The following is a 26,207-nucleotide window of genomic DNA, read 5'->3' as shown; positions in this document are numbered from 1 at the left end:
AAGATTAGCTTTGCTGCTGCTTCTTAAAGTATTTGTCATAGAGTACATAGCCTATAAAGAGCGCCAGGCTAATGCCACCTACCCAGATCAGGCCATTCATAAGGCGGTCGTCATTCTCGCCGAGCCAGGCCAATAACACAGTGAGCGGGATAATACCGGCCATAGTCGCTCCAATGAATTTGAAATAACCCATCTTGGTTATCCCTGCAACGAAACTAACCGCATCGTTTGAGAGGAAAGGAGAAATGCGGGCAATGATCACTGCCCAAACCCCATACTCCGACACAAATCCACATACTTTCTCTTCGGCCTTTTGTCCAATGATCCTACGTACTCCTGCCTCACCTAGCCCCCGGCCAATTAAATACCCGATAGTGGAGGCGACCAGCACAGCGGCCAGCGCAATAAGTGATCCCCACACTGGTCCATAAGCAATGATAGCCACCAACATCAGCGCCACCACATTGATCACCAGCAAGAACATCTGGGCGACCATGGCCAGAATAATAAAAAATGGTCCCCAGAAGCCAAATTGCTCCACCCAGGAGGAGATGCGCTCCTCTTCACCGCTTGTCAGTACTTCCCAGCCCTCTTTGATATTGGCCTGAAAATCGGAGGAGATAAAATATGCACCCACCAGCAGGGCGATGATGGCTGCCGTCACCAGCAGGGGCCATTTGCTTTGCTTTGTATCTTCTTGCTTTGTCGTCGTATTGTTCGTCATAAGGCAGCCTTTCGTTGTTTAGACGCAGATTACTTGGATGAGGTTGGATGCTCCAGCATACCTGTGCGGGTGTTGATCCGAGCCGCATGTTTATATACCCTTCCCGGCACATGAGTGGCAAGTGAGTAACGCCAGGTATACTGCGGGTTAGCCAGGGTACTGCTTTGATGTCGCTGCTGCACCGAGAGCTCTCCCGGACTAAGAGGCGGCTCAGCAGGTATAGCCGCCTGCTTATCGACATGCTCTCCGTAAAGCACAGCCGCTGCCAGTCCTGCCACCAGTCCGCCCAGGTGCCCTTCCCAGGAGATGCGCTCCTCCGACGGAAATAAGCCATAAAACAAGCCACTGTACAAAAACAGAATAGCCAAAGAAATAGCCAGGCCGGCCCTGTCACGGCGCACAATGCCATTGAACAGCAGAAAACCCGCCAGGCCGTACACGACTCCACTTGCCCCGACATGATAAGCGTCGCGGCCAATAAACCAGGTGAAAAGGCCGCTCAGCACGTAGACCAGCACGAACACACGCAGTGCAACCGGGCGGTGCAAAAACAGGATGAAGCCGGAAAGCAGAACCAGCGGAAATGAGTTGGAAAGTAAATGGAGGAGCCCCGAGTGTATGAGTGGCCCCATAAACACACCGATCAGCCCCAGGAAGTCGCGCGGGTGAATACCCAACCAAACCAGGTTCACCTCAGCCAGGTATGAGAGCAGCGCCACCAGCCAGATGAGCCCTACAAACAAGGTACCTGGGAGAAAACTGTAAGCAAAACGCTCATGTTCGGCCTTCAGGTTTTGGTGACTCTGCAAAGGAGTTGCTTGCATCATAGGGTTTTGTTTGGAGCAGGTGTAATTGCGCTTTTCACTGTGCTCAGGCTATACGTACAAGGGTAAAGGCAGGTCATGGAGAAATAATCCCGCATAGTGGCAAGATAAGGGCTGTAGGTCAGAAATCGTATGCTATATCCATACTTTTCACGTTCTATATCGTAACAGTTCCATTTCAGCCCTGTTCTTGAGCGTATAAGGGTATAGTCAAAAATCGATTTCAATATTGAGAAGTATAAAAGGTGATTTCACCACGAGTACCATGCACGCTAATCCGCTTCACCTTTTAGCCAGACGCTTGTCAGCTCCGGGCCTTAGCCTGCTGTGCTGTGTGCTGCTGTTGCTGCTGAGTTCCTGCGAGAGCTCAGACACGAGCAGGGCCGCTTATGCGCGTGAGGAAGAGCAAAAGCACGAATTTTATCCCGAGGAGGTTCCTTATACACGACCGGGCACGCTGGTGGAGGCGATCGAAAACCCCTCTCCCTGGGTCGACTCTGTTTTCAAAACACTGAGTCCCGAAGAGCGCATCGCACAGCTCATCATTATTGAAGCTTTTTCCAACCAAGGCCCGAAATACGAGGCCGATGTGATGAACCTGGTAACCAGGTACAAGGTAGGCGGCATCATCTACTTCCAGGGAGGCCCTGTGCGTCAGGCTGTCTTAAACAACCGACTGCAAGCCGCTTCCAAAGTGCCGCTTCTCATCTCGATGGATGCCGAAACAGGTGTGGGCATGCGCCTGGACAGCACCGTGCAGTATCCTTTCCAGATGATGATGGGGGCTATAGAAGACAATGGCCTGATCTACCGCATGGGGGCCGAAGTGGCCGAAGAGTTTAAGCGACTGGGCATGCACGTCAACTTCGCCCCGGTGGCCGACATCAACAACAATCCCCAGAACCCGATTATCAGTTACCGCGCTTTTGGCGAGGACAAACTGGACGTTACCGCCAAAAGCCTGGCTTACATGCGTGGCATGCAGGAAAATGGCATCATCGCGGTAGCCAAGCACTTTCCGGGCCACGGCGACACAGATGTGGACTCCCACTATGACCTGCCTGTGATCCCACATGACCGCGCCCGACTCGACTCGCTGGAGCTATACCCTTTCCGGGAACTGATCAAGCATGGCATTGGCGGCATTATGGTCGCACACATGCACATGCAGCAGCTCGACACTACCCATAACCTGCCCTCTACCCTTTCCAAGCCCATCGTGACCAGTCTGCTCAAAAACCAGCTGGAGTTCAAGGGCCTGGTCTTTACAGATGCCATGGTGATGAAGGGTGTTACCAAGTACTTCAGTCCGGGTGAGGCAGAGGCACGCGCCCTGATGGCGGGCAACGACGTGCTGGAGCGCCTCAACAGCGTGCCTAAAGCCATTCAGGCTATAAAGCAGGCTATCGCAAGAGGCGACCTGACGCAGGAAGAGATTGACCATCGCTGCAAAAAAATGCTGGCGGCCAAAGCCTGGGTAGGCCTGGACAGGTACAAACCTATTGAATTGAAAAACCTGTACGAGGACCTGAACCCAGGTATAGCCGATAGCACCAACCATGCACTGGCCGAAGCAGCCATGACCCTGCTCAACAACCGCAAGAACTTCCTGCCCATCCGCCAGAAAAAGCGCCAGCGCATCGCCACACTCTCCTTTGGTGTGGTGCGCCCCAGTATTTTCCAACGGGAGGTAAACAGGCATGCCCGCATTGACGCTGACTTTGTGATATCCCGAAAAGCCAATGCCAAAGAGGTAAAACAAATGAAGCAGAAGCTTAAAGGCTACGACCTGGTGCTGGTGGGGCTCTACGGCCCGAGTGTGACGCCCAACAACCGGTTAGGCTACTCTAAGGAAGCAACCGCCTATGTGACAGAGCTGGCTCGCTCCAACAGGGCTATTATGACGCTCTTTGATAACCCCTATACCCTAAACCAATTCCCGGACATACATAAGAGCCGGGTACTTATATTAGCTTATCAGGCCCACATGCACGCGCAGGTGGCGGCAGCCAAACTGCTGTTTGGCAAAATACCTGCACGCGGTAAGCTGCCCGTTACCGTCAACAGGCACTACCAGTATGGACACGGCATTAGCAAAGACAAACCACTACTTGCCGTCAGCCCTTAGTATCTTGTATGGGTGCTTTGCGTATTATGCCAAGTATAGGCATCGCCTGACAACACCAACCCTAAAACTTTGAAAAAGAAATGCTTAACAATAGAACAACATACCTTGTAGGCCTGCTGGCTGTCTCGCTACTCTGGAGTTGCGAAGGTAACCGCACCGCGCAGGATACAGAAGAAATAACGGTTGATGTACCCGCCGACACTGCCCGTGTGGAACGCACCGGCCGCACCGTTGGCGAGCGTCTGGAGTCACTCCGTGGCTGGATGAACGAGAAAGTCGAACGTGGCGACACGGCCATACAGCGCGAGATGCCTGAAATCAAGGATGACTTCAGGAGACGCACCGCTGAGATCGAGCAGAACCTGGACAGCCTTTCTGCTGACTCCAAAGCTGAGTATGCCCGTCTGAAAGAGCGCTACGAACGCTGGGAAAACAGACAGGAGCGACGGCTGAACACCCCACTGGACCGCTCCGAACTGGACCAGTGGGAAGAGCAGCTGCTCCGTGAGTTCAACAACATTGAAAACATAGCGCCCCAGGATATGCGGGAGGCTTACCTTACGTTCATGGGGGTAGTACGGGCCAAGCGCCGCAACTGGACCCAGCACGACTGGGACTACGTGGACAATGTATACGGGCAGTTGAACCAGCGTCGCCGGCAGGTAGAAAATCAGATTTCGAACAGCGACAAGCTCAAGATCAGAGCGCTGCAGGCAGAGTACCTGACCCTGGAGGGTGCCGCCGATGCCCAAAGCACCATGCGCAATATGCGCAACTAATGACTTGGCAAAACTATTTGAAGGCTTTCTGGTTTTGGCCTTATACCTTTGCACAGGTATAGCCAATAGCCCTGGGCATGATTGCCTATACCTAAATTAAAAGCAAAAACCATGGAAAAAGCGACATTTGGAGGAGGATGCTTCTGGTGTACCGAAGCAGTGTTTCAGGACCTAGCAGGCGTGCAGAAAGTAGAGTCCGGCTATGCGGGCGGGCACATGGAAAACCCAACCTACAAGCAGGTAACCTCAGGCGCCACCGGGCACGCGGAAGTATTGCAGATCACGTATGACCCCGATATTATCAGTTATGACGAACTACTGGAGGTGTTCTGGAAAACCCACGACCCCACTACCCTGAACAGACAGGGCAATGACATTGGAACACAGTACCGCTCCATCGTGCTCTACCACAACGACGAGCAGCGCGAGAAGGCCGAAAGGTATAAGCAGGAGCTGGATGCAGCGGGGGCTTTCGATGATCCGATCGTGACGACAATAGAGCCGCTGCAGGAGTTTTACCCGGCCGAAGACTATCATCAAAATTACTTCAACACCCATGGGCACGAGCCTTACTGCAGTTTCGTGATCCGCCCTAAAGTAGACAAGGTAAGAAAAGTGTTTGAAGACAAACTCAAGCCTGAAGCCAGAAGATAGTCAAACAGCAAAAAAAGCCTCAGCCACAATGTAAGTGGCTGAGGCTATTCTTATACCTGCCAGTCTGATCTTTACTAGCTGTTTAGCTGCACCCATTGTTGGGCGATGATGGTCTTGGCATCGGCGAAGCTTTCTTTCAGAAGCTCTTCCCGGGTATAGCTCACCAGTTCAATATCCTCGTGCTCATCCTCTTTGCCACCGCCGTTAGCGTGCTGGTGCGATACTTCGGCGTAGTATAACAGCACTCTCTCGGTAGTGCCACCCGGCGAAGAGTAAAAGGTGTGCAGGTGCGTCAGGTTGTCTACGCTATACCCAATCTCTTCCTCTATCTCGCGGGCAATGCTGGTTTCAGGGCTTTCACCTTCATCTACCATACCTGCCACCACTTCCACCAGCTCCGATTCAGAGCCTACCCTAAACTGCCTGGTCAGGATGTAGCGCTGCTTTTCTGTGTCATAGACCATTGCAGCCACCGCCGTGCCGCGGTCAAATTGTTCCCGGGTGAAGGTATGGCCATTCTGCGTTACTGTTAGTTTATAGATCTTGAAGTAGCCATCATAGGCTGTCTCTCTTTTTTTAATTTCCATAAGGGCGAATATAGGCAATGCCAGGGTATAGCTTGCCATCAGGGATAGGTTAATATATGTCGTTACAATTCGTTGTTTCGGAATGCCGCTTTCTGGGTCCGTTCCGTCAGACCAGACATGGAAAGGGGTGTTTCACTTTCATAGCCTTTCTTAGCTTGCTGTTCTCCGGTAGGCCCGGGAAGCATGCGGTTGAGCACAGCAAAAATATCGGTGGTAGTTTCTGGTGAGAGCCCGTGCACAAAGGCGCCGATTTTGGCAGGTATAGACGTCACCACCTCGGCATCACCGTGTCGACAGGCATCTAGTATTGATTTGGCCGATCGCTCTGCAGTGATAGAGGTCAGCGGACTGGAGTCAACAATTTTGAACAGTGCATACTCTTCTTCATGCTGTCCCTTCACGTTGGCATGGCGTGGACTACCGGTCTGCATCAGACCCGGCGAAGCACAAGTGACCGTGATGTTATACTGCTTCAGCTCTGCCCGCAGACCCTCTGAAAAGCCGACCAGCGCAAACTTGCTGGCGCTGTAGGGTACCAGGTGTGGCACACCCAACTTACCTCCGATCGAAGCTATGTTGAGAATACGCCCGGCACCACGTTCCTTCATGGAAGGCAGCACAGCCAGGGTAGTATAAAGTGGTCCCCAGAAATGCGTCTGCATAGCCTCTTCAAAGTCCCCGACCGTCATCTCCTCCACCGGTCCCGCCGTGATGATGCCCGCATTGTTGATCAGCACGTCAATCGGGCCGAACTCCCGCTGCACCCGCTCGACCATCTGCTCTACCTGCGCCTGCTGGGTTACGTCGCAGGGCAGCACCATCACATCGGCTCCGTTGCCTGCCAGCTCCATGCGGGCGTCCTCCAGTTGCATCTCGTCGCGTGAGCACAGCACGAGCCGCGCTCCTTCTTTGGCCAGTTGCCGCGCCATCACAAAGCCTAGCCCACGGGCGCCACCCGTTATCAGCACCACCTTGTTTCGGAAGTTATAGGCATTCAGTTTGCGGTTAATGGCACGGGCTGCAAGCAAAGCGCCCGCTCCGGCTGCCAGCCACCACAGGTTTCTCTTCTGTTCTGTTTTCATAGATTTTGGGTATAGCAAATAGAGCCGGAAGCTGCGTACAAACAGCTGATCTGGCTTTTTTGTCTACGGGAAGGCGGGTGATGTAGGTTCGGTAACCGGGAACAGGCAGGTATAATGCTGCTTATTTTTTCTTTTTGAAGGGGTTTATACCTTGTCGCTTGCTCGTGAACACCTCGTTTTTAGGCATCGGGGTATAGAGCAGCTTGACTGATACCACGCCGTAGTGGTCCTTATTGTTCTCCACCCGGGTAACGTTGTCGAGATAGTCAGTTGTAGTGATCTGGTACATCACTTCTGGCGCGATACTAATTTGGTCGGATAAGCGGAAGCGTATACCTCCACCAAAAGGAATTACGCCGGCTATAGCTGGGTATGACCTCAGGCGGTCATAGGTGATATCAGAGTTCGGGGCGCGGTTGGTCGGGTAAGAACTTGGGGTGTAATATACAAAGCCAATCCCGCCTTTTACAAACGGCACGGCAAAGCGCTTTCGCAAAGAGCGGTAGTTGTTAGATCCGGCGTAGCTATCCATCAGGTTGTAAACCAGCATTCCGGATACCTCGATCACCCTGGACTCAAAAGTGATATTATCCTGATAGGTTTTCTCGGAGGCGCCTAGTTTGATGTACTCCACCTCGCCACTGATGGACCAGAAGGGATTATACTTGAACAGGGCACCAATGCTGAAAGCAGGGCCAAGATCATTACAACCATAGCTGCCGCATATATCGCTTTTCACAGCGGCTATACCCGCGCCAGCCTGAATAACCAGTCCGCGCTCCGGAATCTTACTTACCCCCATGCGGCGTATGGCACCATTCTGCGCATGGGCCGATGTGCTGACTGTAAGGGTGATCAAACATAGTAATAGAAGGAAGTATCTGCTCCTGCTCATGCTTCAGACAGGTTTCTCTTTAAGTGTTGTGTGGCATGCAGCCCAGGTATTGGCTGTGGTGGGCCTGCTCCCCCTATCTACGCAGGGCCAAAAGAAAGGATTATTAATTTTTATGAATACATTATAATATAGCCATTATACTATAATACGTGCTATACCTTCCCGATTGGATACAATTAGTTTATCAGATCTTATGATCCAAGGAATTAATTAGTTGCACGGAGAGCCGGTCGCTTCTTGTTCAGCAACTGAACAAAATCGATTACGAGTGCAGCCGCATCGGGATAAAAAGAGGGATTGATGTTTTCGAACACATCCGTCGGCTTGTGGTAGTGCGGATGGTCTTCTACGCCAAAGTAAACGAAAGGAATCTGGCGTTTGTGGAATTGATAATGATCTGACTGCTTTGTCCAGTCGTTTTGGCCTTGCTCAGGCCGGTCGTGGCCTGTTAGTAACCTGGCCTGTGGTCTTGCCATTACCTGCTGCAGCAGCGGCAGAAGCGCCGGATAGTGATAGGCGCCACTGGCATACAGCTCGCCCTTCTGGTTTAGGCTGAGCATGTCCATGTTCACGTTCAGCTGGATCAGGTCCAAAGCAAGCGGGGGATTCTCCAGAAAGGCATTGGCGCCCTGCAGGCCCAGCTCCTCGCCATCAAGCGCGGCAAAGACCAGGGTATAGTAAGGTTTGTTCTTCTTGAAATAAGCGGCAGCGGCCAGCAAAGCTCCCACCCCGGATGCATTGTCGTCGGCTCCGTTATAGATCTCATCCTTGCGCACGCCTACATGGTCGTAGTGTGCGGTCAGGACAATGGCTTTGTCCGTTTTGCCAGGTATAAAGCCGATCAGGTTCACGGCCTCTTCCACTACGACGCCCCTACCCTCCAGGCGGAAGGTATGGCGGTAGCTATTGTTATAGGGCCGTAATCCGATCTCGTTGAAACGCTTTTCTATATAATTCTGCGCCATCCGGTTGCCTTCGGTACCGCTCAGCCGGCCTGCCATCGAGTCGGCAGACAGTATCTGCACGTCACGCAACAGGAGCTGCGGGTCGAGCACCTGTTTCTGGGCTACTGCAGTCAGCTGCAGGGCACACACTAGAATAAAAGCGAGGGATAGGCGGCGTTTCATAAGTTCTATTTCAGGCGAAATTAGCATAAATATGCTAACCCGCCCTCAAAATATATTAGCCGTTCACAACAGGCCAGGAGATCCAGCTTTTCTGGCGTGCAGTGGCTTTCTTCTGCTGATCTGCCACGCGGCGCTCTACCTCTTGTGTGTAGCTGCCGTCTTTTTCAAAGACCTCGCCCTTCAGCACCCATCCTGTTTTTACATAGTCCTGTACTCTCGTTACAAGTGCCTGCAAGTCGTTTGCTACAATTACGTCGAATTCCATGTTCGTTCCTGTTATAAATGGTCTTACAAATGGTTATCAGATAGTATTTAAACAAGGAGCGTGCCACATACGTTCACTGACTGTAAATGTTACAACAATTTTAAAATAAACTGCACAACCACACACAATAGTCCCCAGGAGCGTGCAGAAAGCCATAAAAACAAAACGGACCGATCAGAAAACCGGCCCGTCAGGATATCACAATTAATTGTATTTTAGTTCCTTACATTAATAAAGGAAGGCACTTCTACTGGTCCCACTGATGTTTGAATGGTCGGCTTGATTTGCAGTACCACATCCGGCCGGCTGGTGCCATCTGTTTTGGTGAGCATGGTAACCAGGCGCAGCAGGTTGTTATACCCTGGCTTGCCATTTTCCTCAGCTATCCGGATAGGCGTGCGCACGTTGATGGTGTTGAGTCCGTGACGGAGCTCCACCGGCTCGTCCACGATGCCGCTCAGCGTTTGCTTGCCGTCGAGCAGCAGCTGCCACTTCAGCTTAGTCACGGTCATGCTGCGATCCTGGCTAGCTTCGTCCAGCTCTACGTTCAGTCCCAGGCTGGAGTAGGCGGACAGGTTATTGTCAGAGAAGGCCGTAAAAAGCAGGGCCGCTTCCCCGAGAGAAAAGTCCTCCGGCCGCTTCTTGTTCAGCACATTCACGCCATTCAGCTTCACTTCATTTATACCTGACAAGCTATACTTTGCTTCCTTAAAAGCATCCACGTCGCTCTTGGTGCCGCATGAAAATGCGAATAAGGCTATACCTAGCAGCAGAGCGAGACTTAATAGATTTGTTTTTTTGATCATTTGCTTTGTTATGCTCAGCGCTTTATCACTTTGCCTGAGCCTGATATACTTGAATTAATAGTCGGATTTCCCTGGTAATATACATTCCCGCTTCCACTGATCGTAACGGCCAGTTCATTGGATGCATGAACCTCTACATTGCCTGAGCCGCTCAGCACTACGCCGGCGTTCTCGCTGCTCAGACCAAAAGATTTTACGCTGCCCGAGCCGGAGAGATTGATCTCCTCTACGTCAGCAGCACCTACCAGATCAATCTTACCCGAACCAGTAAGTCTGCTGCTTACTTTTGTGGCTGACACATTGATCCAAAGATAACCTGATCCGTCCAGCACCGCCCGGAAGATATCTGTTTCGAATTCATCCTGCAACTCTATCCGCCCCGACCCGATCAATTCGGCACTGCTAAGCTCCGGCACGGTCATGTGTACTTCAACGGTCTTGTGGCTGCGCAGGCACCTGTCAAAACTGAGGTCCCACACCCCGTTGGCTACATTGGTGTTGATCGCGTCCAGTACGTTAGGCTGCGCTCTAACCTCGATACGCTGCGTGGCTCCCCGTCTAACAAAGACACGGGTATCGCCGTTCACTCGCAGCCCGTTAACTGCATCCAGGTTAAACTCCCGGCTCTCCACATCTCCTCTTCCCCTGATACAATCCACTTCATCACCACAGGAAACAAGCAAGAGAGCAGGCAGGATGAGCAAAAGCATCCAGCATGCAAAATTAGTAGATTTCATAGTTTTATGTAGCTAAATTAACGTTGCAAGTTAGTTATTCCTGCTACAGCTGCATAAAACTGACGGCTCCGTCTGCTCAATATTTTGACACTATCACCAATTTTTAGCTAAAGTGCCCCACTCGTTGCCCCCGTTGGTTCACCAGCACCCCATTATCGGTCACAAACAAACCCTGCAGGTATTCGCTCTCAAAGTAGAAAGGGTAATTGCGATTGTTGGTACGGGCCAGTTTGCCAATGATGCGGGCACCACGCTCGGTCATGTGCACCAGTTGCAACCTTGTAGTCAGGAAGAACTGTTCATCCGGCGCATTGCTGAACACTACTTTGCGCAATACAAGTCGGCTGTCCAGTCCCTGTGAGGCTGTGTTGGTTCTGGCTGGCTGCTGTCGCACCTGCTCTCTTGCCTGCTGGCTGTTGCCGGCCATGGCCTGCGACTCCCGCTGATGGCCGTTTGCACTCGCCAGCAGCTGCGCATCGGCATTGCCCCAGCCTTTGCTGATAGCCGCCAACCGGTAGCTGCGGCCCGGGTGCGTGGCAGAGCTTCTTTCATCAGACAATACCTTCATGGCAGCCTGCGCCTCCTCCAGACTAGCACCCATCTTGCGTAAAACAAAGCCAGAGAACTCATCAGCTTCCAGTTCATCGGCGTGGTTGCTGCCCTGCCGCGACAAGGTATGGCCGTTGAGGTGATGCCCGATCTCGTGCGCCAGAATGCTTACGCCCGCCCAGTCCGTATGTACGGCATTGTTGATGGCAGCCAGGAAATGTTCGTTATAAAGGATGTAGCGTTTCCCATTGTAGATCACAGCAGCGGCATTCTCAATATTGGCAGAACGCACCTCAAAGCGTGGCTTCAGCCCAATCACGTCGATGATCTCACCGATCACATCACGGGGCGCGGCTTTGGCGGCGGCATAAGGCTCCGCACCGGGCGCTGCCACTGCCGCCAGGAGCGGAGTCAGGGCCAGCAGCAGTGCCAGGCTTATTCTATTCAATCGATTCATATTATTTCCCTTTCTGTAGATGGATGAATACAGCATATCCAAAACGAAAAATGGGCGGAAGCTGGTATACCCTTCCATGCAAGTACTTTGCCAGACTTGAGCGTTTCGTTCTTCTAAAAAGGGCATTTTGGCAGCTGCACGAATTATTTCTAATTTTGCCTGACTGATTTGGAGGTATGCTGCTATTTTTTGTGATCCTTTACCTGCTCTTCAACATGGGAGTGGGCTTCTGGGCATCAAGACGGGTACACAATACCAGCGATTTCCTGCTGGCTGGCAGGAGCCTGCCTTTCTATATTTCTACGGCCGTGGTGTTCGCCACCTGGTTTGGCTCTGAAACACTGCTCGGCGCTTCCTCGGAGTTTGCCTCACACGGCCTGCTGGGTGTAATCGAAGACCCTTTTGGCGCTGCGCTCTGCCTCGTGCTGGTCGGCCTCTTCTTCGCCAAAAAGCTCTACCGCCTCAACCTGCTTACCATAGGCGACTACTACCGTATCCGCTTCAACCGCACCACCGAACAGATCGCGGCTTTCTTCATGGTCATCTCCTATTTCGGCTGGATCGCTGCACAGATGGTCGCCCTGGGCATTGTGATGAACCAGGTGTTCGGGGTTTCCACAGCCGCCGGCATTATCATTGGCAGTATGATCGTGGTCGGCTATACCTACATGGGCGGTATGTGGTCAGTTTCAATCACGGACTTTGTGCAGACTGTGATGATCATCGGGGGACTTATTTTCATTACCTATACCTTGCTCCAGCGGATGCCGCTGGAGCAGATCACAGCCACCCTGCCTGACGGCTTCTTCCGGATGACGCCCCCTGACCGCAGCCCCACTACCTGGCTCAACTATATTGCCCTCTGGATCACGATCGGGCTTGGTTCTATTCCGCAGCAGGATGTATTCCAGCGGGTGATGTCGGCAAAGTCGGAGAAGGTGGCGGTAGCTGCCTCGCTGGGCGCAGGCCTGCTATACCTGACGGTGGCTTTCATGCCGCTGCTGCTGGCTCTCTACGCCCGCACGCTGCATCCCGAACTGATGCAGGAAGACGCCCAGTTGCTTGTTCCCGGCCTTATCATGGGACTGGATTCACTGCTGATCAAGGTGCTTTTCTTCGGGGCGCTGATCTCGGCGATCATCAGCACGGCCAGCGGCGGCATATTGGCTCCCGCAGCTGTGCTGAGTGAGAACATGCTACGCCCGCTACTTGGCCAGCGCAGCGATAAGCAAATGCTGTTGCTCTCGCGCATCAGCGTGCTCGTTGTGGCGGCTGTCTCGCTGGGAATGGCGCTGCTGCGCAGCAATATCTATGAACTGGTGAGTGAGTCCTCTGCCCTGAGTCTGGTTTCGCTGTTCGTGCCGCTGGTCGCAGGCCTGTACTGGAAGCGCACCTCTGCGCTGGCTGCCAATGTGTCTATCCTCGCAGGTATGGCCGGCTGGCTGCTCTGCCTTTACCTCCAAACGACCGTTAACCCGATGCTCTATGGACTGGGTGCCAGCATAGCCGGATTGCTTGCAGGTCAACTGATATCCCATTTACGGGCTGAACCTATACCTGCTGAGCCATTGGCCATAAAAAAGCAGGTATAACTTATTTAAAAAAAGCCACTATACCGGTTGGTTTGGTCACGGTGATATACGCGGGCGACTCTACGTTTCCCACCGGTGTTTTAATCGTCGGCTTGATCTTGAGCGTCACATGCTCCCGTATATCCGTACGCTGTCCCAGCAGAGTGATCAACCTGGACAGGCCTGTATAGTTGGGCAAATTTCCATCTGGGACCAAGCCCACAGGTGTCGCGATCGGCAGCAGGTTCAGGCCCTCCTGCAGCACCATAGTTTCCTCGATAACACCTGTCAAAGCCTCTTCGCCATCCACTTCCAACAGCCATTTCATGCGCGTGATGGTCAGGTGTCGTGCTTCCTCGCTTTGCTCCTGCAGGGTGACGTGCAGGGCCAGCGTAGAACTTACTTCCAGCGAGTTACTGGTCACGGCTGCCAACAGACTGTCGCGCTCTTCGTGCGAAAAGCCACGACGCTCCTGTATGCGCTGCTCCACATCTATCCCGTTGAGCTTTATGTCCCGTACGCTTTGCAGGCTGTACTTTGCTTCTGTAAAAGCTTTTATATCCTGCGCCTGCTTACAGGAATAGATGACCATCGCCAGCATCAGCAGCAAGGCCATGCTCCATATCTTATTCATGTTTAGATGTCCTAAATACTATCTGTTTTAGATAACGCCCCTGGTTGTTTAAAGTGTTACAAATTAAGCTTTTATAATACTAAATTAGTATAATTCATAAAAAATTGAAGTGTATACACACAAAAACCAGGTATAGCCTCTTTGCCATACCTGGTTTACAGATGATATACCCGGCGCTGCTATATCCTAGCTGGCCCCTAGTGGCTGTTTAGGCTTATGCACGTCCTGCCCTGTCTCCATAAAACGCTTGAAGTAGCGCAGATCATTCTCCACCATTTTCTTCAGCATTGGGTTGAGCATCTTGGCAGCCAATCCGCCTACGGATCCTGCGGGTGGACTGTAAGAAATCACCGCCTGCACAATGGTCCCTTGCGCATCAGGCGAATCAGAGAAACGTACCTCACCTGCATTGTCGATGTCAGAGTTTGGCAGTGAACGCCAGGCAATCAGTTCGTTTTCTTTCTCATTGATGATATCCGCATCCCATTCAATGGTACCGACACCACCCGGGATTTTAGCTACCCAGTGTGAGCGCTGCGGACCGTTGGACTGTACACTTTCCAGGTGCTCCATGAACTTGGGCAGGTTTTCGAGCATGCGCCAGAACTGGTACACCTCTGAGCGCGGGCGCTGCACTGTGATGGTTTTGATGATGTCTACTGAAATATCTTCGTTCTCAGCAGTATCGCGGCCTATCATTTGGTTCATAGGGCAGTAGCCGGTAAAGCCTCTGAAGAGCAGCAAGCCTCCCGCCAGCGTTGACAGTAAACCGGCAGTTCCTGACTGTCGCAGCCCCACAAGGGCCAGTGCCGCTCCACCCACTGCCGAGAGCACACGCTCCGGCCTGCTCACATTGATATGGCTCGACCCGGAAGCAGGTGGAAAAATATGCTCCGTGTGAAGCATTTTGGAGTAATTAGGTTTGTATGTATCCATAGCTTATTTGTTTTGTTCTATTTAGATTTTATTGGATACGTGCTTAGGGTCTATTATTGTTGCTATACAGTTATTTTAATAAGAATGGAGATCTGGCTAAGCTGACCTTAAACAACAAAGCCCCGGCTGTTCACCGGGGCTTTTCTATACATTCATTAGGTATAGCTTACTTAAACTTGCCTTTCAGCATGGCTAGTTTCGCTGCGAAATCGTTGGCTGGCTCTTCTTCGCGCTTGGCGCCACCTTTTTTGCCACCACCTCCAGCAGGTCTTGCTGCAGTAGGGTCGCCTTTCATGCTCAGGGAGATACGCTTGCGTGGCACGTCCACTTCCAGCACGGTTACATCTACCTTCTGTCCTACCTTCACCACATCATGCGGGTTGCTCACGAAGCGGTCCGACAGGTGGCTCACGTGTACGAGTCCATCCTGGTGTACTCCTATGTCCACAAAGGCACCGAAGGCGGTGATGTTAGTCACAAGGCCAGGGAGCTTCATGCCTTCGCGCAGGTCTTTCATCTCGTTCACGCCTTCTGTGAAACTGAATGCCTCAAAGGTCTGGCGTGGGTCACGGCCTGGCTTGGCCAGTTCGCTTAAGATGTCCTGCAGCGTCGGCAGACCTACTGTATCGGTCACGTAGTTTTTCAGGTTGATCTGCTTGCGCAGTTCCTCTTTCTGCATCAGGTCCTGCACGGTTACGCCCAGGTCTTTAGCCATCTGCTCCACGATCGGGTAGCTTTCCGGGTGCACGGCCGAGGCGTCCAACGGGTTTTTAGCATCACGGATTCTTAAGAAACCTGCCGCCTGCTCAAAGGCCTTATCACCCAGACGCGGTACTTTCTTCAGTTCAGTGCGCGTACGGAACGGTCCGTTTTGGTTTCGGTATTCTACGATGTTCTGCGCAAGTGAAGGGCCTAAACCTGACACATATGTTAGTAGCTGCTTGCTGGCGGTGTTTACTTCCACCCCCACGGCGTTCACGCAGCTCATCACCACATCATCCAGCGAGTGCTTCAAGGCAGTCTGGTCCACGTCGTGCTGGTACTGTCCAACTCCGATCGACTTCGGATCGATCTTCACGAGTTCAGCCAATGGGTCCATCAGACGGCGACCAATGGAAACAGCGCCACGCACCGTCACATCCTGATCCGGGAACTCTTCACGGGCTACGTCTGAGGCGGAGTAGATAGAGGCGCCGCTTTCGTTCACCATCACCACCTGTACCGAAGCTGGTAGTTTCAGGCTCTTCACGAAGGCCTCCGTTTCGCGGCTGGCGGTACCGTTACCAATGGCAATGGCCTCTACCTCAAATCGGGTCACCATATACCTGACTGCCTGGGCAGCTTCGCTTTCCTTGTGCTGACCCGTGTGCGGGTAGATTGTCTCGTTGTGCAGCAGTTTGCCCTGCTTGTCGAGCACCACCGACTTCACACCGGTTCTAAATCCTGGGTCCAGTGCCAGGACCGTCTTCTGACCAAGTGGCGAAGAGAGCAGCAGTTGGCGCAGGTTGTCGGCAAATACGCGAATCGCTTCTTCGTCGGCACGTTTCTTTGATGTCAGGCGCACTTCTGTCTCCATGCTCAGCTTGAGCATACGTTTATAGCAATCCTTTGCGGCCAGTTTCACCTGTTCAGAGGCAGCATTGTTGCCTTTCACGAACATGCGTTCCAGTCTCTCCAGTGCTTCCTCTTCATCCGGCTGGGCGCTGAGCAGCAGTACCATTTCAGTTTCGCCGCGGCGCATGGCCAATATTCGATGTGAAGGTGCTTTCTCGATCGGCTCTTCCCAGTCGAAGTAGTCCTTAAACTTCTGGCCTTCCTCTTCTTTGCCCATCATCACGCGGCTCTTGAAGGTGCCCTTCTTTTCGAAAAGCTGTCGCATGGTGGCACGTGCCTCGGCATTCTCGTTCATCCACTCGGCCATGATATCGCGGGCACCGGCCAGTGCCTCTTCAGCATCTTTTACTTCTTTCTCTTCCGAGATGAAATTGGCAGCCTCGGCAGTCACATCGATGTTCTCCTGTTCGAACAGGCGCTGCGCCAGCGGCTCCAGTCCCTTTTCACGGGCGATGGTGGCGCGGGTGCGGCGCTTCGGCTTGTAAGGCAGGTAAATGTCTTCGAGCACGGCCATGGTTTCGGCGGCTATGATCTGCGCCTCCAGCTCCGGCGTCAGCTTCTCCTGGTCGCGGATAGACTTGAGGATGCTCTCGCGGCGCTTGTCGAGCTCGCGCAGCTGCTCCAGGCGGTCGCGCACGGCAGCTACCTGCACTTCGTCGAGCGAACCGGTGGCCTCTTTTCTGTAACGGGAGATGAAAGGCACCGTGGCGCCTTCATCGAGCAAGGTTGCCGTGGCTTCCACCTGCTTGATGGTAATGGACAGCTCGGTGGCAATCTTGATTAAATGGTCAACGTTTAATTCCATGTATTTCGGTAAAAAATAAGCAAAACAGTGGCGGGGAGCGGCGTAATGGCAAGGTATACAAGCGGCCCTACAGTATTCTCCCACACAATTACCCCTGCAGCAGGGGCTAGCCTATTTCCATAAGGAACGTCAAATTTAAACGATATTGCCTGAAAGCGAAACAACTTAGGCCTGTAAATTGACCGCTGCCCTTAAAAGGCTGTCGTACTGTTTGCTTAATATTTTTATACCTTCGTAAGCTTGAGATTTCTGAAACACGATACTACTAGTCTTTGGGCGCTGCTCAGCCTGTTGCTTTGCGCGATGCAGAGCTGCGTGGTGCAGCGCATCGACCATACCCCCTACGCACAGACCGACTACTACCGCCATACCTTGCAGAAGCTCGAAAACCAGTCTCCGATTGTCAGTGAGGGTGATTCGTTGCAGATCGGCTGGGCCAAAGTAAACATCACCCCTCCTGTGGGTAGTCCGCTGGCAGGTTATGGCAAGCGCAAAGGGCTCCGGTATAACTCCGTGCACGACTCGGTGTGGGTTCGCACCTTTGCCTTTGACAACGGGAAGGCAGAGGTCATTTTTGTGGCACTGGACATGCTCATTGCTCCCATGACGGTGGCTGCGGCGCTGGAAAAAGAGTATGAAGCATTGGGACTTAGTCCCGGACAGGTATACCTGAGCGCCACCCATACCCACACCAGCTTCGGAGGCTGGGGGCAAAAACTGGTTGGCAGACTTATGGCTGGCAGGTATAGCAAGCAGCTGGTGCAGCAGACCGCAGTCCATATTGTGCAGAGTATACAGCTGGCCAGGCAGAACAAGCAGGCCGCCCAAATCGGCTATGGAGTCGCTTATGCGCCCCACCTGGTACGCAACCGCCTGACAGGCTCTTTGGTGGGAAGGGATACCACCATCCGTTTCTTCAAAATAGAACAAGTCTCTGGTAAAACGGCTGTACTGGCCACCTTTGCAGCCCACCCCACCATCCTGCCGTCTATGGACCCGGTGCTTTCGCGTGATTACCCGGGAGAATTGGTGGACCAGTTGGAAAAAAGAGTGGACTTTGCTGCTTTCGCAGCTGGCGCGGTTGGTAGTCAGGCCGTAGTGGCACCGCACGGCGACACCTACGAGAGCACAGCTGCCGTCGGACAGCAGCTGGCAGCTGCCATAGTGGAGAAGCTGCCGGCAGTTGAGCTAAAAAACACGGCTCGCATCGGGTATGCCAAGCATTCCGTCCTCTTGCCCAAGCCGCAGTGGCGTCTCAACGCCAATTACCGTTTTGCTCCTTTCTTGTTTAATGGGTTGTTCGGCAAATACCCCACTTATATTAATAGTATGCAGCTTGGCGATGCACTGCTGCTTGGCGTTCCGGCTGACTACTCCGGTGAGTTTATACCTGAACTGGAGCAGCAAGGTCGCCCTGTGGTCGTGACCGGGTTCAATGGCGGGTACATCGGCTATATAACACCTGACCGGCACCACCGGTTGAAGAAATACGAGACCCGCTCCATGAACTTTTACGGCCCGCAAAGCGGAAGCTATCTGACGGAGGTCTTAGAACAGATAATGCGCAGGTATCAGTCAGATGACGGACGAAACAACTGATCTGCAAAAATGTTTAAATTTTTTTCATAGAATTTTAGTGCAATATTTCAGTAATAGAACACCAGCATATAGATAAATTATATCCTATTCCTTATTTTATATAGCCTATCAGGTATTATAAAAAAATACAATACGCAGCCGCAGTAAGCCTGCCAAATAATTCCCTCCCGACTTCTCTTTCCTTCACTTCTGTCTTCCATAACGCTCAAAATTCGCCAGAACTGTCAGTTCCTTACCGCCTCTCACACTTCATAGACTAAAATCTCCAAAAGGTGCAAAAAGGCATACAATCAGCTTTAAAATGATGTTATGACGCACAAATCCAGACATTGTCAGGCATCGTAAATGCATCAATGTCAGCGGAAAGCAGGAAAACACCTTCTGGTACCCTCCTGCTCCGGACAGGTCACCCATACTTATATAATACAAAGCACGACACCAGAATCCGATCTACAACACCTAGTAAAGAATACCATATGTAGCATTTCTAATTCTAATTTCTCCTCTATGAAACTAAAATTACCGTGCAATCCCCTGTATCTGCTGGGATTGATTCTATTATTGGCATCGGGTAATGTGAGTGCCCAGTCTGCCCTCGACATCGCCCTGCGGCACATCGATCAGACTAAGACGGACTACAAGCTCAACACTGCCGATCTCTCCGACTACGTGGTCACTGACCAGTATACTTCCAAGCACAACGGCATTACGCACATTTACCTTCGCCAGCGCCACCAGGGCATTGAAGTGGTGGATGCGAACATCAACATCAACATCGACCGTGAGGGCAATGTAATCAACATGGGCAACCGCTTTATACCTAATCTGCGCGGTGCCATCAAGGGCAATGCGGCAGCCCTCTCTCCTGAACGGGCCGCCAACGCAGCGGCAGCGGCTCTTAAACTCACTCCCAAACAGACCATCAAGCTAAAGGAGCGCAAGGCCCCTACTCCTAAACTGCCTGCCGCCGCCAAGGCTGTGGTGCTGACTGATGGAGGAATCTCGCTGGAGCCTATACCTGCCAAACTGGTATACCAGCCGATGCCGAATGGCGAAGTGCGCCTGGCCTGGGAAGTGGATATCTACAACACCGACGCCCAGCATTACTGGAACATGCGTATTGACGCTGCGACCGGGCAGGTGCTGAAACAGCAGGACCTGGTCATACATGACAACTGGGGACTGCCTGTGGTGACGGACGACCCGCACCATAAAATGGCCATTGTAAAGCAGAACAGACAAGGTCGCGTGGCGACTAAAGCTGAGCGCCTGAAAGCACAGCAGGACTTCTATACCCAGGCTTTCGCACCTCGTAGCGTGGCAGCGGCGGCAGTTGCCTCCAGCGGCACTTATCGCGTATACGACGCGCCCTTCGAGACGCCAAGCCATGGTGACAGAACACTAGTGACAGGCAAAGAAAATCCGCTTGCCTCTCCGCTTGGCTGGCACAACGACGGCCTGTTGTCTTACACGATCACAAAGGGCAACAACGTGCACGCCTACGAAGACCGACTTGGCGCCAATGCTGGCACCAGCCCGGACGGTGGTTTCGACCTCAATTTCGACTTTCCGCTGGACCTCTCCAAAGAGCCGGACACCTATGTAAAAGCAGCCACTACTAACCTGTTTTACTGGAATAACATCATCCACGACCTCTTTTACCTCTATGGTTTTGACGAGGCCAGTGGCAACTTTCAACAGAAGAACTTCACAGGCGAAGGTATGGGGCTGGACGCCGTAATGGCAGAGGCACAGGATGGCGGAGGTACCAACAACGCCAATTTCCTGACCCTGCAGGATGGTATACCTGGCCGCATGCAGATGTACCTATGGACCTCCTCGGTACCTGCCAAACTGCTCCATATCACAGCTCCTTCCTCAGTAGCGGGTTCTTATACCGGCGTGCAGGCAGCTTTTGGCCCGGCGATTGATGAAAAGGGCGTATCCGGCAAGATCGTGATGGCTGACCCGGCAAATGGCTGTAACGCAGCTCCTGAGCTCCCGGCTGGTTCTGTGCCTCTGCCATTCAACAACCAGGCGGAAATCACTGGTAATATTGCCCTGGTAGACCGCGGCGACTGTTCTTTCATCTCCAAGGCACTTAATGCACAGGCTTCGGGTGCCACGGGAGTTATCGTCGTGAACAACATAGACGGTCCGGCCATGTCGATGGGTGGCGATGAAACAGGAGCACTCGTGCTTATACCTGCCATCATGATCAGCAAGGCTGACGGCGACAAATTGAAAGCAGCGCTGGCTCAAGGTCTGACCGGTGCCCTGCGACTGGAAGGCGGTGTACCTCCGATGCGTGACGGCGACCTCGACAACGGTATCATTGCCCACGAGTATGGCCATGGCATCTCCACCCGCCTCACCGGTGGTCCGAGCACGCAGTGTTTGTCAGGCGCTGAGCAGGGCGGCGAAGGCTGGAGCGACTTCTTTGGCCTGATCATGACCATGCGCGATGGTGACACAGGCACGCAGCGCCGTGGCATCGGCACCTATGTAATGTCCGAGGGCACTGACGGTAACGGCATACGCCCCGCCCCCTACAGCACCGACATGGGCATCAATCCTTACACTTACAAGATGATCGCCAATCCGGAAATCTCTGTGCCGCACGGTGTAGGCTTCATCTGGGCGACGATGCTCTGGGATATGACCTGGAACCTGATTGAGGAGTATGGCTATGACCCGGACCTGCACAATGGCAAAGGCGGCAACAACATTGCCCTGCAATTGGTGATCGACGGCCTGAAACTACAGCCTTGCAGCCCCGGCTTTATCGATGCCCGTGATGCCATCCTGGCTGCCGACCGCATCAACAACGGCGGCGCCAACCAGTGCCACATCTGGCGTGCATTTGCCAAGCGCGGACTCGGCTACAGCGCCACACAGGGCAGCAACAACGACCTTACTGACGGCACCGAAGCCTTTGACATGCCACCTTCCTGCGAGCCACAGTTTGCTATAAAACTTCAAGCCACTCCTTCTCCGGTAACAGACGGGGCAGAACTGACTTACAAGATTACCGTGACGAATGAAACGGCTGGTTCTGTGAACAATGTATCAATCACTAATCCACTGCCAGAGGGTACTGTGTTTGTACAGGAGTCGAGCAAAGATGCGCCAAAACTGAACAACGGCGTGGTGACCTTCAAATCAGTGAAGATGGCGCAGGGCGAGACCCTGGAGCGTACCTTCAAGGTGCGCGTGAACAAAGGCACTGGCACGACCGTGTTCTTCCACGATGACATGGAAAGCGGCACCGGCAAGTGGAAAACAGCCCGCGGCATTGGCCTGAGTGATTGGCAACTGAGCACGAAGAACCCACACAGTGGCACAAACTCCTGGTTTGCCGTAGACCCGGATGCCTTCAGCGATCAGTACCTGATCACGGCACAGCCTGTTGCTGTCGGAGAAAATGCACTGCTGCGCTTCTGGCACAGTTATGCCACCGAAGACGGATTTGACGGCGGCGTAGTCGAGATCAGCACAAACCGAGGCCTCACCTGGAGCAACCTGGGCAGCAAAATGATACAGAACGGATACAACAGCGAAATCCCGCTGCTCAACGCCTCTACCATTGTGGGACCGGCCTTTACGGGCAACAGCGACGGCTACATCCAGACCATTGTGGACCTGAGCAGCTACAAAGGACAAAACGTGCTGATCCGCTTCCGCATGGGCTCTGATGTGCTCACAGGCGCAACCGGCTGGTATGTAGATGACGTGGACATTGTATCGAACCCGACTGTGGTGAGCAGCACCGCCTACGTTTCCTCCCGATTCGGAGGAGATGCCAACGCGACCACTGAAACGCTCGTGCTCAAAGCAGGCAGTCTGTCGCAGAGCAGTGTGCTCACGGCCAAAGCTGCAGAAGCACGGGAGATCCTCTTCCCGAACCCTGCCCAGAACAGAATCAGTCTGAAACTGGCGGAGAATGCAGCAGGTCCTGTGCTGATCACTGTCGCCAATGCCTTAGGACAGCAGGTGGCACAACACGAGATCTCAGCTGAAGACGCAAGTAGCGGAGCAAGTATTTCACTGGAGGACCTGACCAATGGCATCTATTATTTCACGGTACGCAATGGCGACAAGAGCAGTACCCATAAGGTGATCATTAGAAAATAATAAACTATAAACCCCGAGCAAAAGCCATCCCTCCATAGGGGTGGCTTTTCTCTTTTTTACACCTGATCAGGAGAATAAATACAATATATCATTCCCATATCACTCATATTCATATCATTGTATTAAAATAGTTATAAACAAAACATCAGCTATCCGGGTTTAAATTAATATGGGGCTTATATGCCGCCTTTGTGTTACTTAAAATTCTGACCATGGAAACGTTTTTGCCTGATATAGCTAGTTTACTCTTTTTTCTAACCTTTGCCATTTACTCCTTGCTGGTGATCTTTATGCTGGTCTGGACCTACCACGATGCAGAAAGCCGTGGTGTGATGGGATGGATGGTAGTGGTTCCGGCTTTTATGACGGGTACCCTGCTGGGTGTAGTACTTTGGCTGGTGTTCAGACCAGCTCTGAAACCAGAGCCTGTATGGGTAAGGATTCAGGAATAAACTATTTAGTGTGATTTAATTTGAAAAGCAGCCGGGCAAATGTCCGGCTGCTTTCATTTCCTGACCACCTCCATCCACTAATCTGCGTTTCTTAGACTATCAACCGGATAAAGTTCGTTAATTTGCAGTATAGCCCACGAACCTATGAAGTCAATTCGCTTACTCTTATACCTGTCCTTGTTCGGCGCCTCATTGTGGCTTAGCTCCTGCAACGACTGCGAAACAACAGTAGCGCAGTTTGAAAATGGCGACAGCAGCTGGACCGTGTACAATGCCCGGGACAGCCTCCTCATGGTAGACAGCAACACGCCGGATACTGTTCGCGTGTTTCTGAACACCCGTGTTAATTCCGATCCTATACCTGGCGATGGCTTTGGTCCGGCCGATGTCTGCATCGAGCAGTACTACACCCGCCGTACCAGTGTGATGCAGCATAACAACCGCCGCTTTCCGGCGCTGACAGTAGTAGCAGTGCGCATGCCTGACTCTATTCACGTGAGTCTGGTTGTAGCAGGCAGAGCCGAGCTTCGTATTCCGGATATCAATACCCCTGATCATGCTACCCTTGCAGTGGGAGACATTACCTATCGGGACGTGTACGATGTAGCCAACCCGGAAAGTGGGGAAACCGGGGTGAGCCGCATTCTGTTCAACCGTGAGTTTGGATTTCTGCAGGTCGCCTATGCCAATGGCCGCACGCTGACACGCACTACCCGCAGGCTCTAGGCACCTGAAAAACAGTTGCAATATTTATTTTTGCACCACCTTGCAACGCTTCGCCTCCAAAATGACTCTTACTAGTAGGTATAGCTATACCTAAGATGCGACAACTGAACATTTACCATTACTATTAATTTTCACCCTAATGACACACAGTATTAAACTTTTAGGCGTATTTATTCTGGCAACACTGCTCTTTACCTCTTGCAAAGAAGATTGTGACACCACCACAACCCAATTTGACGAGAAAGACGTGGAATGGCTTGTTTATGATCGAAAAGACACCGTCCGTTTCCTGAACGAAGTTGGTGATACCGTAACGTATGCCAATACTGCTCTGATAGCGGAGCAAGTGCCAGGCGAAGGCTTTAATATCACTGATGACTGCATCAGCCACTTTGATGTGCAGGCCTATAGCGTAATGGAGGACATAGCCAGAAGCAACACTAATACGAATGCTAGTCCGGGCATTGCTACTTATTTCCTGAAGCGTGAAAACAGCCTAGAGGTATCGGTAGCGGTGAATGGGCGCGGCGAATACAAGCTGAATCTGGACCAGCCCACCTACCCTTCTGTCGAGGTAAACGATGTGCTGTATACCGATGTGTATGAAGTGATAAACAACGACGCCAGCAAGGCTACAAACGTAAAACGCATCCTGTTCAACAAGCAGCGTGGCTTCCTGAGCGTGGAGTTCTACAATGACAAAAAGCTGGAACTGATATTCTAGCTCGAAATAAAGAACATGCAAAAGGCCCGGTGCGAACAACACCGGGCCTTTTGGCTTTATTCAAGTGATACAAATAACTTACGCGTACTGGGCTACGCTGTCGTGGTTTATGTCGTCCAATACGTCCAGTACCTGCTGCACGTGCTCGGCTGGCTTGGAAAGCGAGTTGAACACATACTGGACCTCCCCTTTTTTGTCGATCACGTAGATGGCGCGGCCCGGCATGATACCGAACTTACGCGGTACCCCATACAGGTTGCGGATCTGCGCGTCACAGTCGCTCAGCAGGGTAAAAGGCAGACGGTACACCCGCTCAAAGCGTTTGTGGGCGTCGGCCTTGTCGTAGCTGATGCACACAATCTCCGTTTCCAGATCCTGAAAGGTATCATAATGATCCCTGAATTCACAGGCTTGCTTGGTACAATCAGAGGAACTGTCCTTCGGGTAAAAGTACAGCACCACGTTTTTCTTCTTCAACAACTCGTAAAGTCGGAAAAACCCTCCATCTAATCGCTGCAATTCAAAATCAGGGGCTTTATCTCCAATCTTAACTACTTCTCTACTCATAATTTAAAAAAGCTACTCTCTAAAAACCTTTCCGATACCGGAAGGTTCAATTTGCAAAGTTAATACACTTCTTACTACAAAAGCCATACCTGACCCTCAATAGTTTAGCATATATTTTTTGCACAAATTTGCAGCATGCTCCGAATCAGCGTCATCATACCTGCCTACAACGAAGAAAAATCCATCGCACACGTTATCAGCGACATACCTGCCGAACTGGTGCAGGAAGTGATCGTGGTGAACAACAATTCAATGGACAAAACCCCTGAGGTTGCCCGGGCTGCCGGTGCTACCGTACTCGACGAGCCCCGGCCCGGTTACGGCAATGCCTGCCTCAGAGGTATAGCCTACGTCGCCTCCAAGCCCGTACAGGAGCAGCCCGACATCATTGTGTTCCTGGACGGCGACTACTCCGACTACCCCGGCGAGCTGCCACAGGTGGTACAGCCTATTCTGGACGGGAAAGCGGACCTGGTGATTGGCTCACGGGTACTGGGGCAGCGGGAGGCTGGGGCGCTGATGCCGCAGCAGATCTTTGGGAACTGGCTAGCCACTACCCTGCTGCGCTGGCTCTATGGCGTCCGATATACCGACCTGGGACCTTTCCGGGCCGTCCGCTTCAGCACACTGCAGCAGCTGGGCATGCGCGACCGCAACTATGGCTGGACTGTGGAGATGCAGGCGCGGGCAGCGAAGCAAAAGATCCGGTATGTGGAAGTACCCGTGAACTACCGCAAGCGCGTTGGCGTGTCCAAAGTATCGGGCACGGTGAAGGGCTCGGTGCTGGCAGGGTATAAGATTATATTGACTATATTTAAACTCCTGTAGCCT

24 protein-coding genes are annotated in these 26,207 nt (G+C 52.4%); 10 read left to right on the top strand and 14 right to left on the bottom strand.

Translation table 11 applies throughout. The annotated features are described in order from the left end of the window. Nucleotides 1-4: 4 nt before the first annotated feature. Both AC5FXQ_RS11890 and AC5FXQ_RS11885 read right to left on the bottom strand, forming a co-directional pair. The gene (locus tag AC5FXQ_RS11890) at nucleotides 5-724 is read right to left on the bottom strand and encodes a TVP38/TMEM64 family protein (protein WP_493602645.1); all 720 of its coding nucleotides are present in this window, start codon (nucleotides 722-724) and stop codon (nucleotides 5-7) included. A 29-nt stretch (nucleotides 725-753) separates the two neighbouring features. Further along, nucleotides 754-1,551, bottom strand: a complete 798-nt coding sequence (locus tag AC5FXQ_RS11885) for a rhomboid family intramembrane serine protease (protein WP_493602644.1) — start codon at nucleotides 1,549-1,551, stop codon at nucleotides 754-756. A gap of 226 nt (nucleotides 1,552-1,777) precedes the next feature. On the opposite strand from AC5FXQ_RS11885, the gene AC5FXQ_RS11880 reads away from it, so the two are divergent. The 3 genes from AC5FXQ_RS11880 (at nucleotide 1,778) to msrA (ending at nucleotide 5,109) form a co-directional block, all read left to right on the top strand. Next, nucleotides 1,778-3,676 carry a glycoside hydrolase family 3 protein gene (locus tag AC5FXQ_RS11880; protein ID WP_493602643.1) on the top strand — a complete coding sequence of 633 codons (1,899 nt, stop codon included), beginning with the start codon at nucleotides 1,778-1,780 and terminating at the stop codon, nucleotides 3,674-3,676. 80 nt (nucleotides 3,677-3,756) lie between these two features. Next, nucleotides 3,757-4,455, top strand: a complete 699-nt coding sequence (locus AC5FXQ_RS11875) for a DUF6565 domain-containing protein (RefSeq protein WP_493602642.1) — start codon at nucleotides 3,757-3,759, stop codon at nucleotides 4,453-4,455. Nucleotides 4,456-4,566: 111 nt separating this feature from the next. Next, nucleotides 4,567-5,109: a peptide-methionine (S)-S-oxide reductase MsrA gene (gene msrA, locus AC5FXQ_RS11870; protein ID WP_493602641.1), complete on the top strand. Its 543-nt coding sequence runs from the start codon at nucleotides 4,567-4,569 to the stop codon at nucleotides 5,107-5,109. Between the two features lie 74 nt (nucleotides 5,110-5,183). Here msrA and AC5FXQ_RS11865 read toward each other — a convergent pair whose 3' ends face one another. The 8 genes from AC5FXQ_RS11865 to AC5FXQ_RS11830 form a co-directional block, all read right to left on the bottom strand. Next, on the bottom strand, nucleotides 5,184-5,696 hold the full coding sequence (locus tag AC5FXQ_RS11865) for an NUDIX domain-containing protein (protein ID WP_493602640.1): 513 nt from the start codon (nucleotides 5,694-5,696) through the stop codon (nucleotides 5,184-5,186). A gap of 62 nt (nucleotides 5,697-5,758) precedes the next feature. After that, nucleotides 5,759-6,778, bottom strand: a complete 1,020-nt coding sequence (locus AC5FXQ_RS11860) for an SDR family NAD(P)-dependent oxidoreductase (RefSeq protein ID WP_493602639.1) — start codon at nucleotides 6,776-6,778, stop codon at nucleotides 5,759-5,761. A 121-nt stretch (nucleotides 6,779-6,899) separates the two neighbouring features. Beyond that, nucleotides 6,900-7,673: an outer membrane beta-barrel protein gene (locus AC5FXQ_RS11855; protein WP_493602638.1), complete on the bottom strand. Its 774-nt coding sequence runs from the start codon at nucleotides 7,671-7,673 to the stop codon at nucleotides 6,900-6,902. A 206-nt stretch (nucleotides 7,674-7,879) separates the two neighbouring features. After that, nucleotides 7,880-8,800 carry a M28 family peptidase gene (locus AC5FXQ_RS11850; protein ID WP_493602637.1) on the bottom strand — a complete coding sequence of 307 codons (921 nt, stop codon included), beginning with the start codon at nucleotides 8,798-8,800 and terminating at the stop codon, nucleotides 7,880-7,882. Between the two features lie 55 nt (nucleotides 8,801-8,855). After that, a complete protein-coding gene (locus tag AC5FXQ_RS11845; RefSeq protein WP_493602636.1) occupies nucleotides 8,856-9,065 on the bottom strand; it encodes a hypothetical protein in 210 nt (69 codons plus the stop codon). A gap of 215 nt (nucleotides 9,066-9,280) precedes the next feature. Then, nucleotides 9,281-9,871, bottom strand: coding sequence for a hypothetical protein (locus AC5FXQ_RS11840; RefSeq protein WP_493602635.1), 591 nt, complete (start codon nucleotides 9,869-9,871; stop codon nucleotides 9,281-9,283). Nucleotides 9,872-9,885: 14 nt separating this feature from the next. Continuing rightward, complete coding sequence (locus AC5FXQ_RS11835; RefSeq protein WP_493602634.1) at nucleotides 9,886-10,608, bottom strand: head GIN domain-containing protein; 723 nt, start codon at nucleotides 10,606-10,608, stop codon at nucleotides 9,886-9,888. A 103-nt stretch (nucleotides 10,609-10,711) separates the two neighbouring features. Next, nucleotides 10,712-11,614 (bottom strand): M48 family metalloprotease, encoded by a 903-nt coding sequence (locus AC5FXQ_RS11830; protein ID WP_493602633.1) that lies wholly within the window; start codon nucleotides 11,612-11,614, stop codon nucleotides 10,712-10,714. A gap of 176 nt (nucleotides 11,615-11,790) precedes the next feature. On the opposite strand from AC5FXQ_RS11830, the gene AC5FXQ_RS11825 reads away from it, so the two are divergent. Further along, nucleotides 11,791-13,206, top strand: a complete 1,416-nt coding sequence (locus AC5FXQ_RS11825) for a high affinity choline transporter 1 (protein WP_493602632.1) — start codon at nucleotides 11,791-11,793, stop codon at nucleotides 13,204-13,206. A 1-nt stretch (nucleotide 13,207) separates the two neighbouring features. Here AC5FXQ_RS11825 and AC5FXQ_RS11820 read toward each other — a convergent pair whose 3' ends face one another. The 3 genes from AC5FXQ_RS11820 to AC5FXQ_RS11810 all read right to left on the bottom strand — a co-directional run bounded on the left by AC5FXQ_RS11820 (nucleotide 13,208) and on the right by AC5FXQ_RS11810 (nucleotide 17,174). Then, nucleotides 13,208-13,819 carry a hypothetical protein gene (locus AC5FXQ_RS11820; RefSeq protein ID WP_493602631.1) on the bottom strand — a complete coding sequence of 204 codons (612 nt, stop codon included), beginning with the start codon at nucleotides 13,817-13,819 and terminating at the stop codon, nucleotides 13,208-13,210. Nucleotides 13,820-14,005: 186 nt separating this feature from the next. Continuing rightward, nucleotides 14,006-14,755, bottom strand: coding sequence for a YgaP-like transmembrane domain (locus AC5FXQ_RS11815; RefSeq protein ID WP_493602630.1), 750 nt, complete (start codon nucleotides 14,753-14,755; stop codon nucleotides 14,006-14,008). A gap of 166 nt (nucleotides 14,756-14,921) precedes the next feature. Next, on the bottom strand, nucleotides 14,922-17,174 hold the full coding sequence (locus tag AC5FXQ_RS11810; protein ID WP_493602629.1) for a Tex family protein: 2,253 nt from the start codon (nucleotides 17,172-17,174) through the stop codon (nucleotides 14,922-14,924). A 240-nt stretch (nucleotides 17,175-17,414) separates the two neighbouring features. On the opposite strand from AC5FXQ_RS11810, the gene AC5FXQ_RS11805 reads away from it, so the two are divergent. The 5 genes from AC5FXQ_RS11805 to AC5FXQ_RS11785 all read left to right on the top strand — a co-directional run bounded on the left by AC5FXQ_RS11805 (nucleotide 17,415) and on the right by AC5FXQ_RS11785 (nucleotide 24,809). Then, a complete protein-coding gene (locus tag AC5FXQ_RS11805; RefSeq protein WP_493602628.1) occupies nucleotides 17,415-18,773 on the top strand; it encodes a neutral/alkaline non-lysosomal ceramidase N-terminal domain-containing protein in 1,359 nt (452 codons plus the stop codon). A gap of 507 nt (nucleotides 18,774-19,280) precedes the next feature. After that, nucleotides 19,281-22,907: a T9SS-dependent M36 family metallopeptidase gene (locus AC5FXQ_RS11800; RefSeq protein ID WP_493602627.1), complete on the top strand. Its 3,627-nt coding sequence runs from the start codon at nucleotides 19,281-19,283 to the stop codon at nucleotides 22,905-22,907. A gap of 212 nt (nucleotides 22,908-23,119) precedes the next feature. Then, entirely contained in the window at nucleotides 23,120-23,359 is a 240-nt protein-coding gene (locus AC5FXQ_RS11795; RefSeq protein WP_493602626.1) for a hypothetical protein, read from the top strand. Nucleotides 23,360-23,503: 144 nt separating this feature from the next. Next, the gene (locus tag AC5FXQ_RS11790; protein WP_493602625.1) at nucleotides 23,504-24,085 is read left to right on the top strand and encodes a hypothetical protein; all 582 of its coding nucleotides are present in this window, start codon (nucleotides 23,504-23,506) and stop codon (nucleotides 24,083-24,085) included. A 139-nt stretch (nucleotides 24,086-24,224) separates the two neighbouring features. After that, nucleotides 24,225-24,809 carry a hypothetical protein gene (locus AC5FXQ_RS11785; protein WP_493602624.1) on the top strand — a complete coding sequence of 195 codons (585 nt, stop codon included), beginning with the start codon at nucleotides 24,225-24,227 and terminating at the stop codon, nucleotides 24,807-24,809. Nucleotides 24,810-24,887: 78 nt separating this feature from the next. Here the strand turns inward: AC5FXQ_RS11785 and AC5FXQ_RS11780 are convergent, their stop codons facing one another. Then, nucleotides 24,888-25,376 carry a peroxiredoxin gene (locus AC5FXQ_RS11780; protein ID WP_196115807.1) on the bottom strand — a complete coding sequence of 163 codons (489 nt, stop codon included), beginning with the start codon at nucleotides 25,374-25,376 and terminating at the stop codon, nucleotides 24,888-24,890. Between the two features lie 135 nt (nucleotides 25,377-25,511). Between AC5FXQ_RS11780 and AC5FXQ_RS11775 the strand changes: the two genes are divergently transcribed. After that, nucleotides 25,512-26,204, top strand: coding sequence for a glycosyltransferase family 2 protein (locus tag AC5FXQ_RS11775; protein WP_493602623.1), 693 nt, complete (start codon nucleotides 25,512-25,514; stop codon nucleotides 26,202-26,204). Nucleotides 26,205-26,207: the final 3 nt, after the last annotated feature.

This window comes from Pontibacter sp. LHS1, assembly GCF_058932855.1.
This window is presented reverse-complemented; position numbering and strand designations above follow the sequence as displayed.

Bases quoted from the DNA above. Each gene is read 5' to 3' on its own strand.
- AC5FXQ_RS11890 (WP_493602645.1), bottom strand. From the start codon at position 724: ATGACGAACAATACGACGACAAAGCAAGAAGATACAAAGCAAAGCAAA.
- AC5FXQ_RS11885 (WP_493602644.1), bottom strand. From the start codon at position 1,551: ATGATGCAAGCAACTCCTTTGCAGAGTCACCAAAACCTGAAGGCCGAA.
- AC5FXQ_RS11875 (WP_493602642.1), top strand. From the start codon at position 3,757: ATGCTTAACAATAGAACAACATACCTTGTAGGCCTGCTGGCTGTCTCG.
- msrA (WP_493602641.1), top strand. From the start codon at position 4,567: ATGGAAAAAGCGACATTTGGAGGAGGATGCTTCTGGTGTACCGAAGCA.
- AC5FXQ_RS11865 (WP_493602640.1), bottom strand. From the start codon at position 5,696: ATGGAAATTAAAAAAAGAGAGACAGCCTATGATGGCTACTTCAAGATC.
- AC5FXQ_RS11860 (WP_493602639.1), bottom strand. From the start codon at position 6,778: ATGAAAACAGAACAGAAGAGAAACCTGTGGTGGCTGGCAGCCGGAGCG.
- AC5FXQ_RS11855 (WP_493602638.1), bottom strand. From the start codon at position 7,673: ATGAGCAGGAGCAGATACTTCCTTCTATTACTATGTTTGATCACCCTT.
- AC5FXQ_RS11850 (WP_493602637.1), bottom strand. From the start codon at position 8,800: ATGAAACGCCGCCTATCCCTCGCTTTTATTCTAGTGTGTGCCCTGCAG.
- AC5FXQ_RS11845 (WP_493602636.1), bottom strand. From the start codon at position 9,065: ATGGAATTCGACGTAATTGTAGCAAACGACTTGCAGGCACTTGTAACG.
- AC5FXQ_RS11840 (WP_493602635.1), bottom strand. From the start codon at position 9,871: ATGATCAAAAAAACAAATCTATTAAGTCTCGCTCTGCTGCTAGGTATA.
- AC5FXQ_RS11835 (WP_493602634.1), bottom strand. From the start codon at position 10,608: ATGAAATCTACTAATTTTGCATGCTGGATGCTTTTGCTCATCCTGCCT.
- AC5FXQ_RS11830 (WP_493602633.1), bottom strand. From the start codon at position 11,614: ATGAATCGATTGAATAGAATAAGCCTGGCACTGCTGCTGGCCCTGACT.
- AC5FXQ_RS11825 (WP_493602632.1), top strand. From the start codon at position 11,791: ATGCTGCTATTTTTTGTGATCCTTTACCTGCTCTTCAACATGGGAGTG.
- AC5FXQ_RS11820 (WP_493602631.1), bottom strand. From the start codon at position 13,819: ATGAATAAGATATGGAGCATGGCCTTGCTGCTGATGCTGGCGATGGTC.
- AC5FXQ_RS11815 (WP_493602630.1), bottom strand. From the start codon at position 14,755: ATGGATACATACAAACCTAATTACTCCAAAATGCTTCACACGGAGCAT.
- AC5FXQ_RS11810 (WP_493602629.1), bottom strand. From the start codon at position 17,174: ATGGAATTAAACGTTGACCATTTAATCAAGATTGCCACCGAGCTGTCC.
- AC5FXQ_RS11800 (WP_493602627.1), top strand. From the start codon at position 19,281: ATGAAACTAAAATTACCGTGCAATCCCCTGTATCTGCTGGGATTGATT.
- AC5FXQ_RS11795 (WP_493602626.1), top strand. From the start codon at position 23,120: ATGGAAACGTTTTTGCCTGATATAGCTAGTTTACTCTTTTTTCTAACC.
- AC5FXQ_RS11790 (WP_493602625.1), top strand. From the start codon at position 23,504: ATGAAGTCAATTCGCTTACTCTTATACCTGTCCTTGTTCGGCGCCTCA.
- AC5FXQ_RS11785 (WP_493602624.1), top strand. From the start codon at position 24,225: ATGACACACAGTATTAAACTTTTAGGCGTATTTATTCTGGCAACACTG.
- AC5FXQ_RS11780 (WP_196115807.1), bottom strand. From the start codon at position 25,376: ATGAGTAGAGAAGTAGTTAAGATTGGAGATAAAGCCCCTGATTTTGAA.
- AC5FXQ_RS11775 (WP_493602623.1), top strand. From the start codon at position 25,512: ATGCTCCGAATCAGCGTCATCATACCTGCCTACAACGAAGAAAAATCC.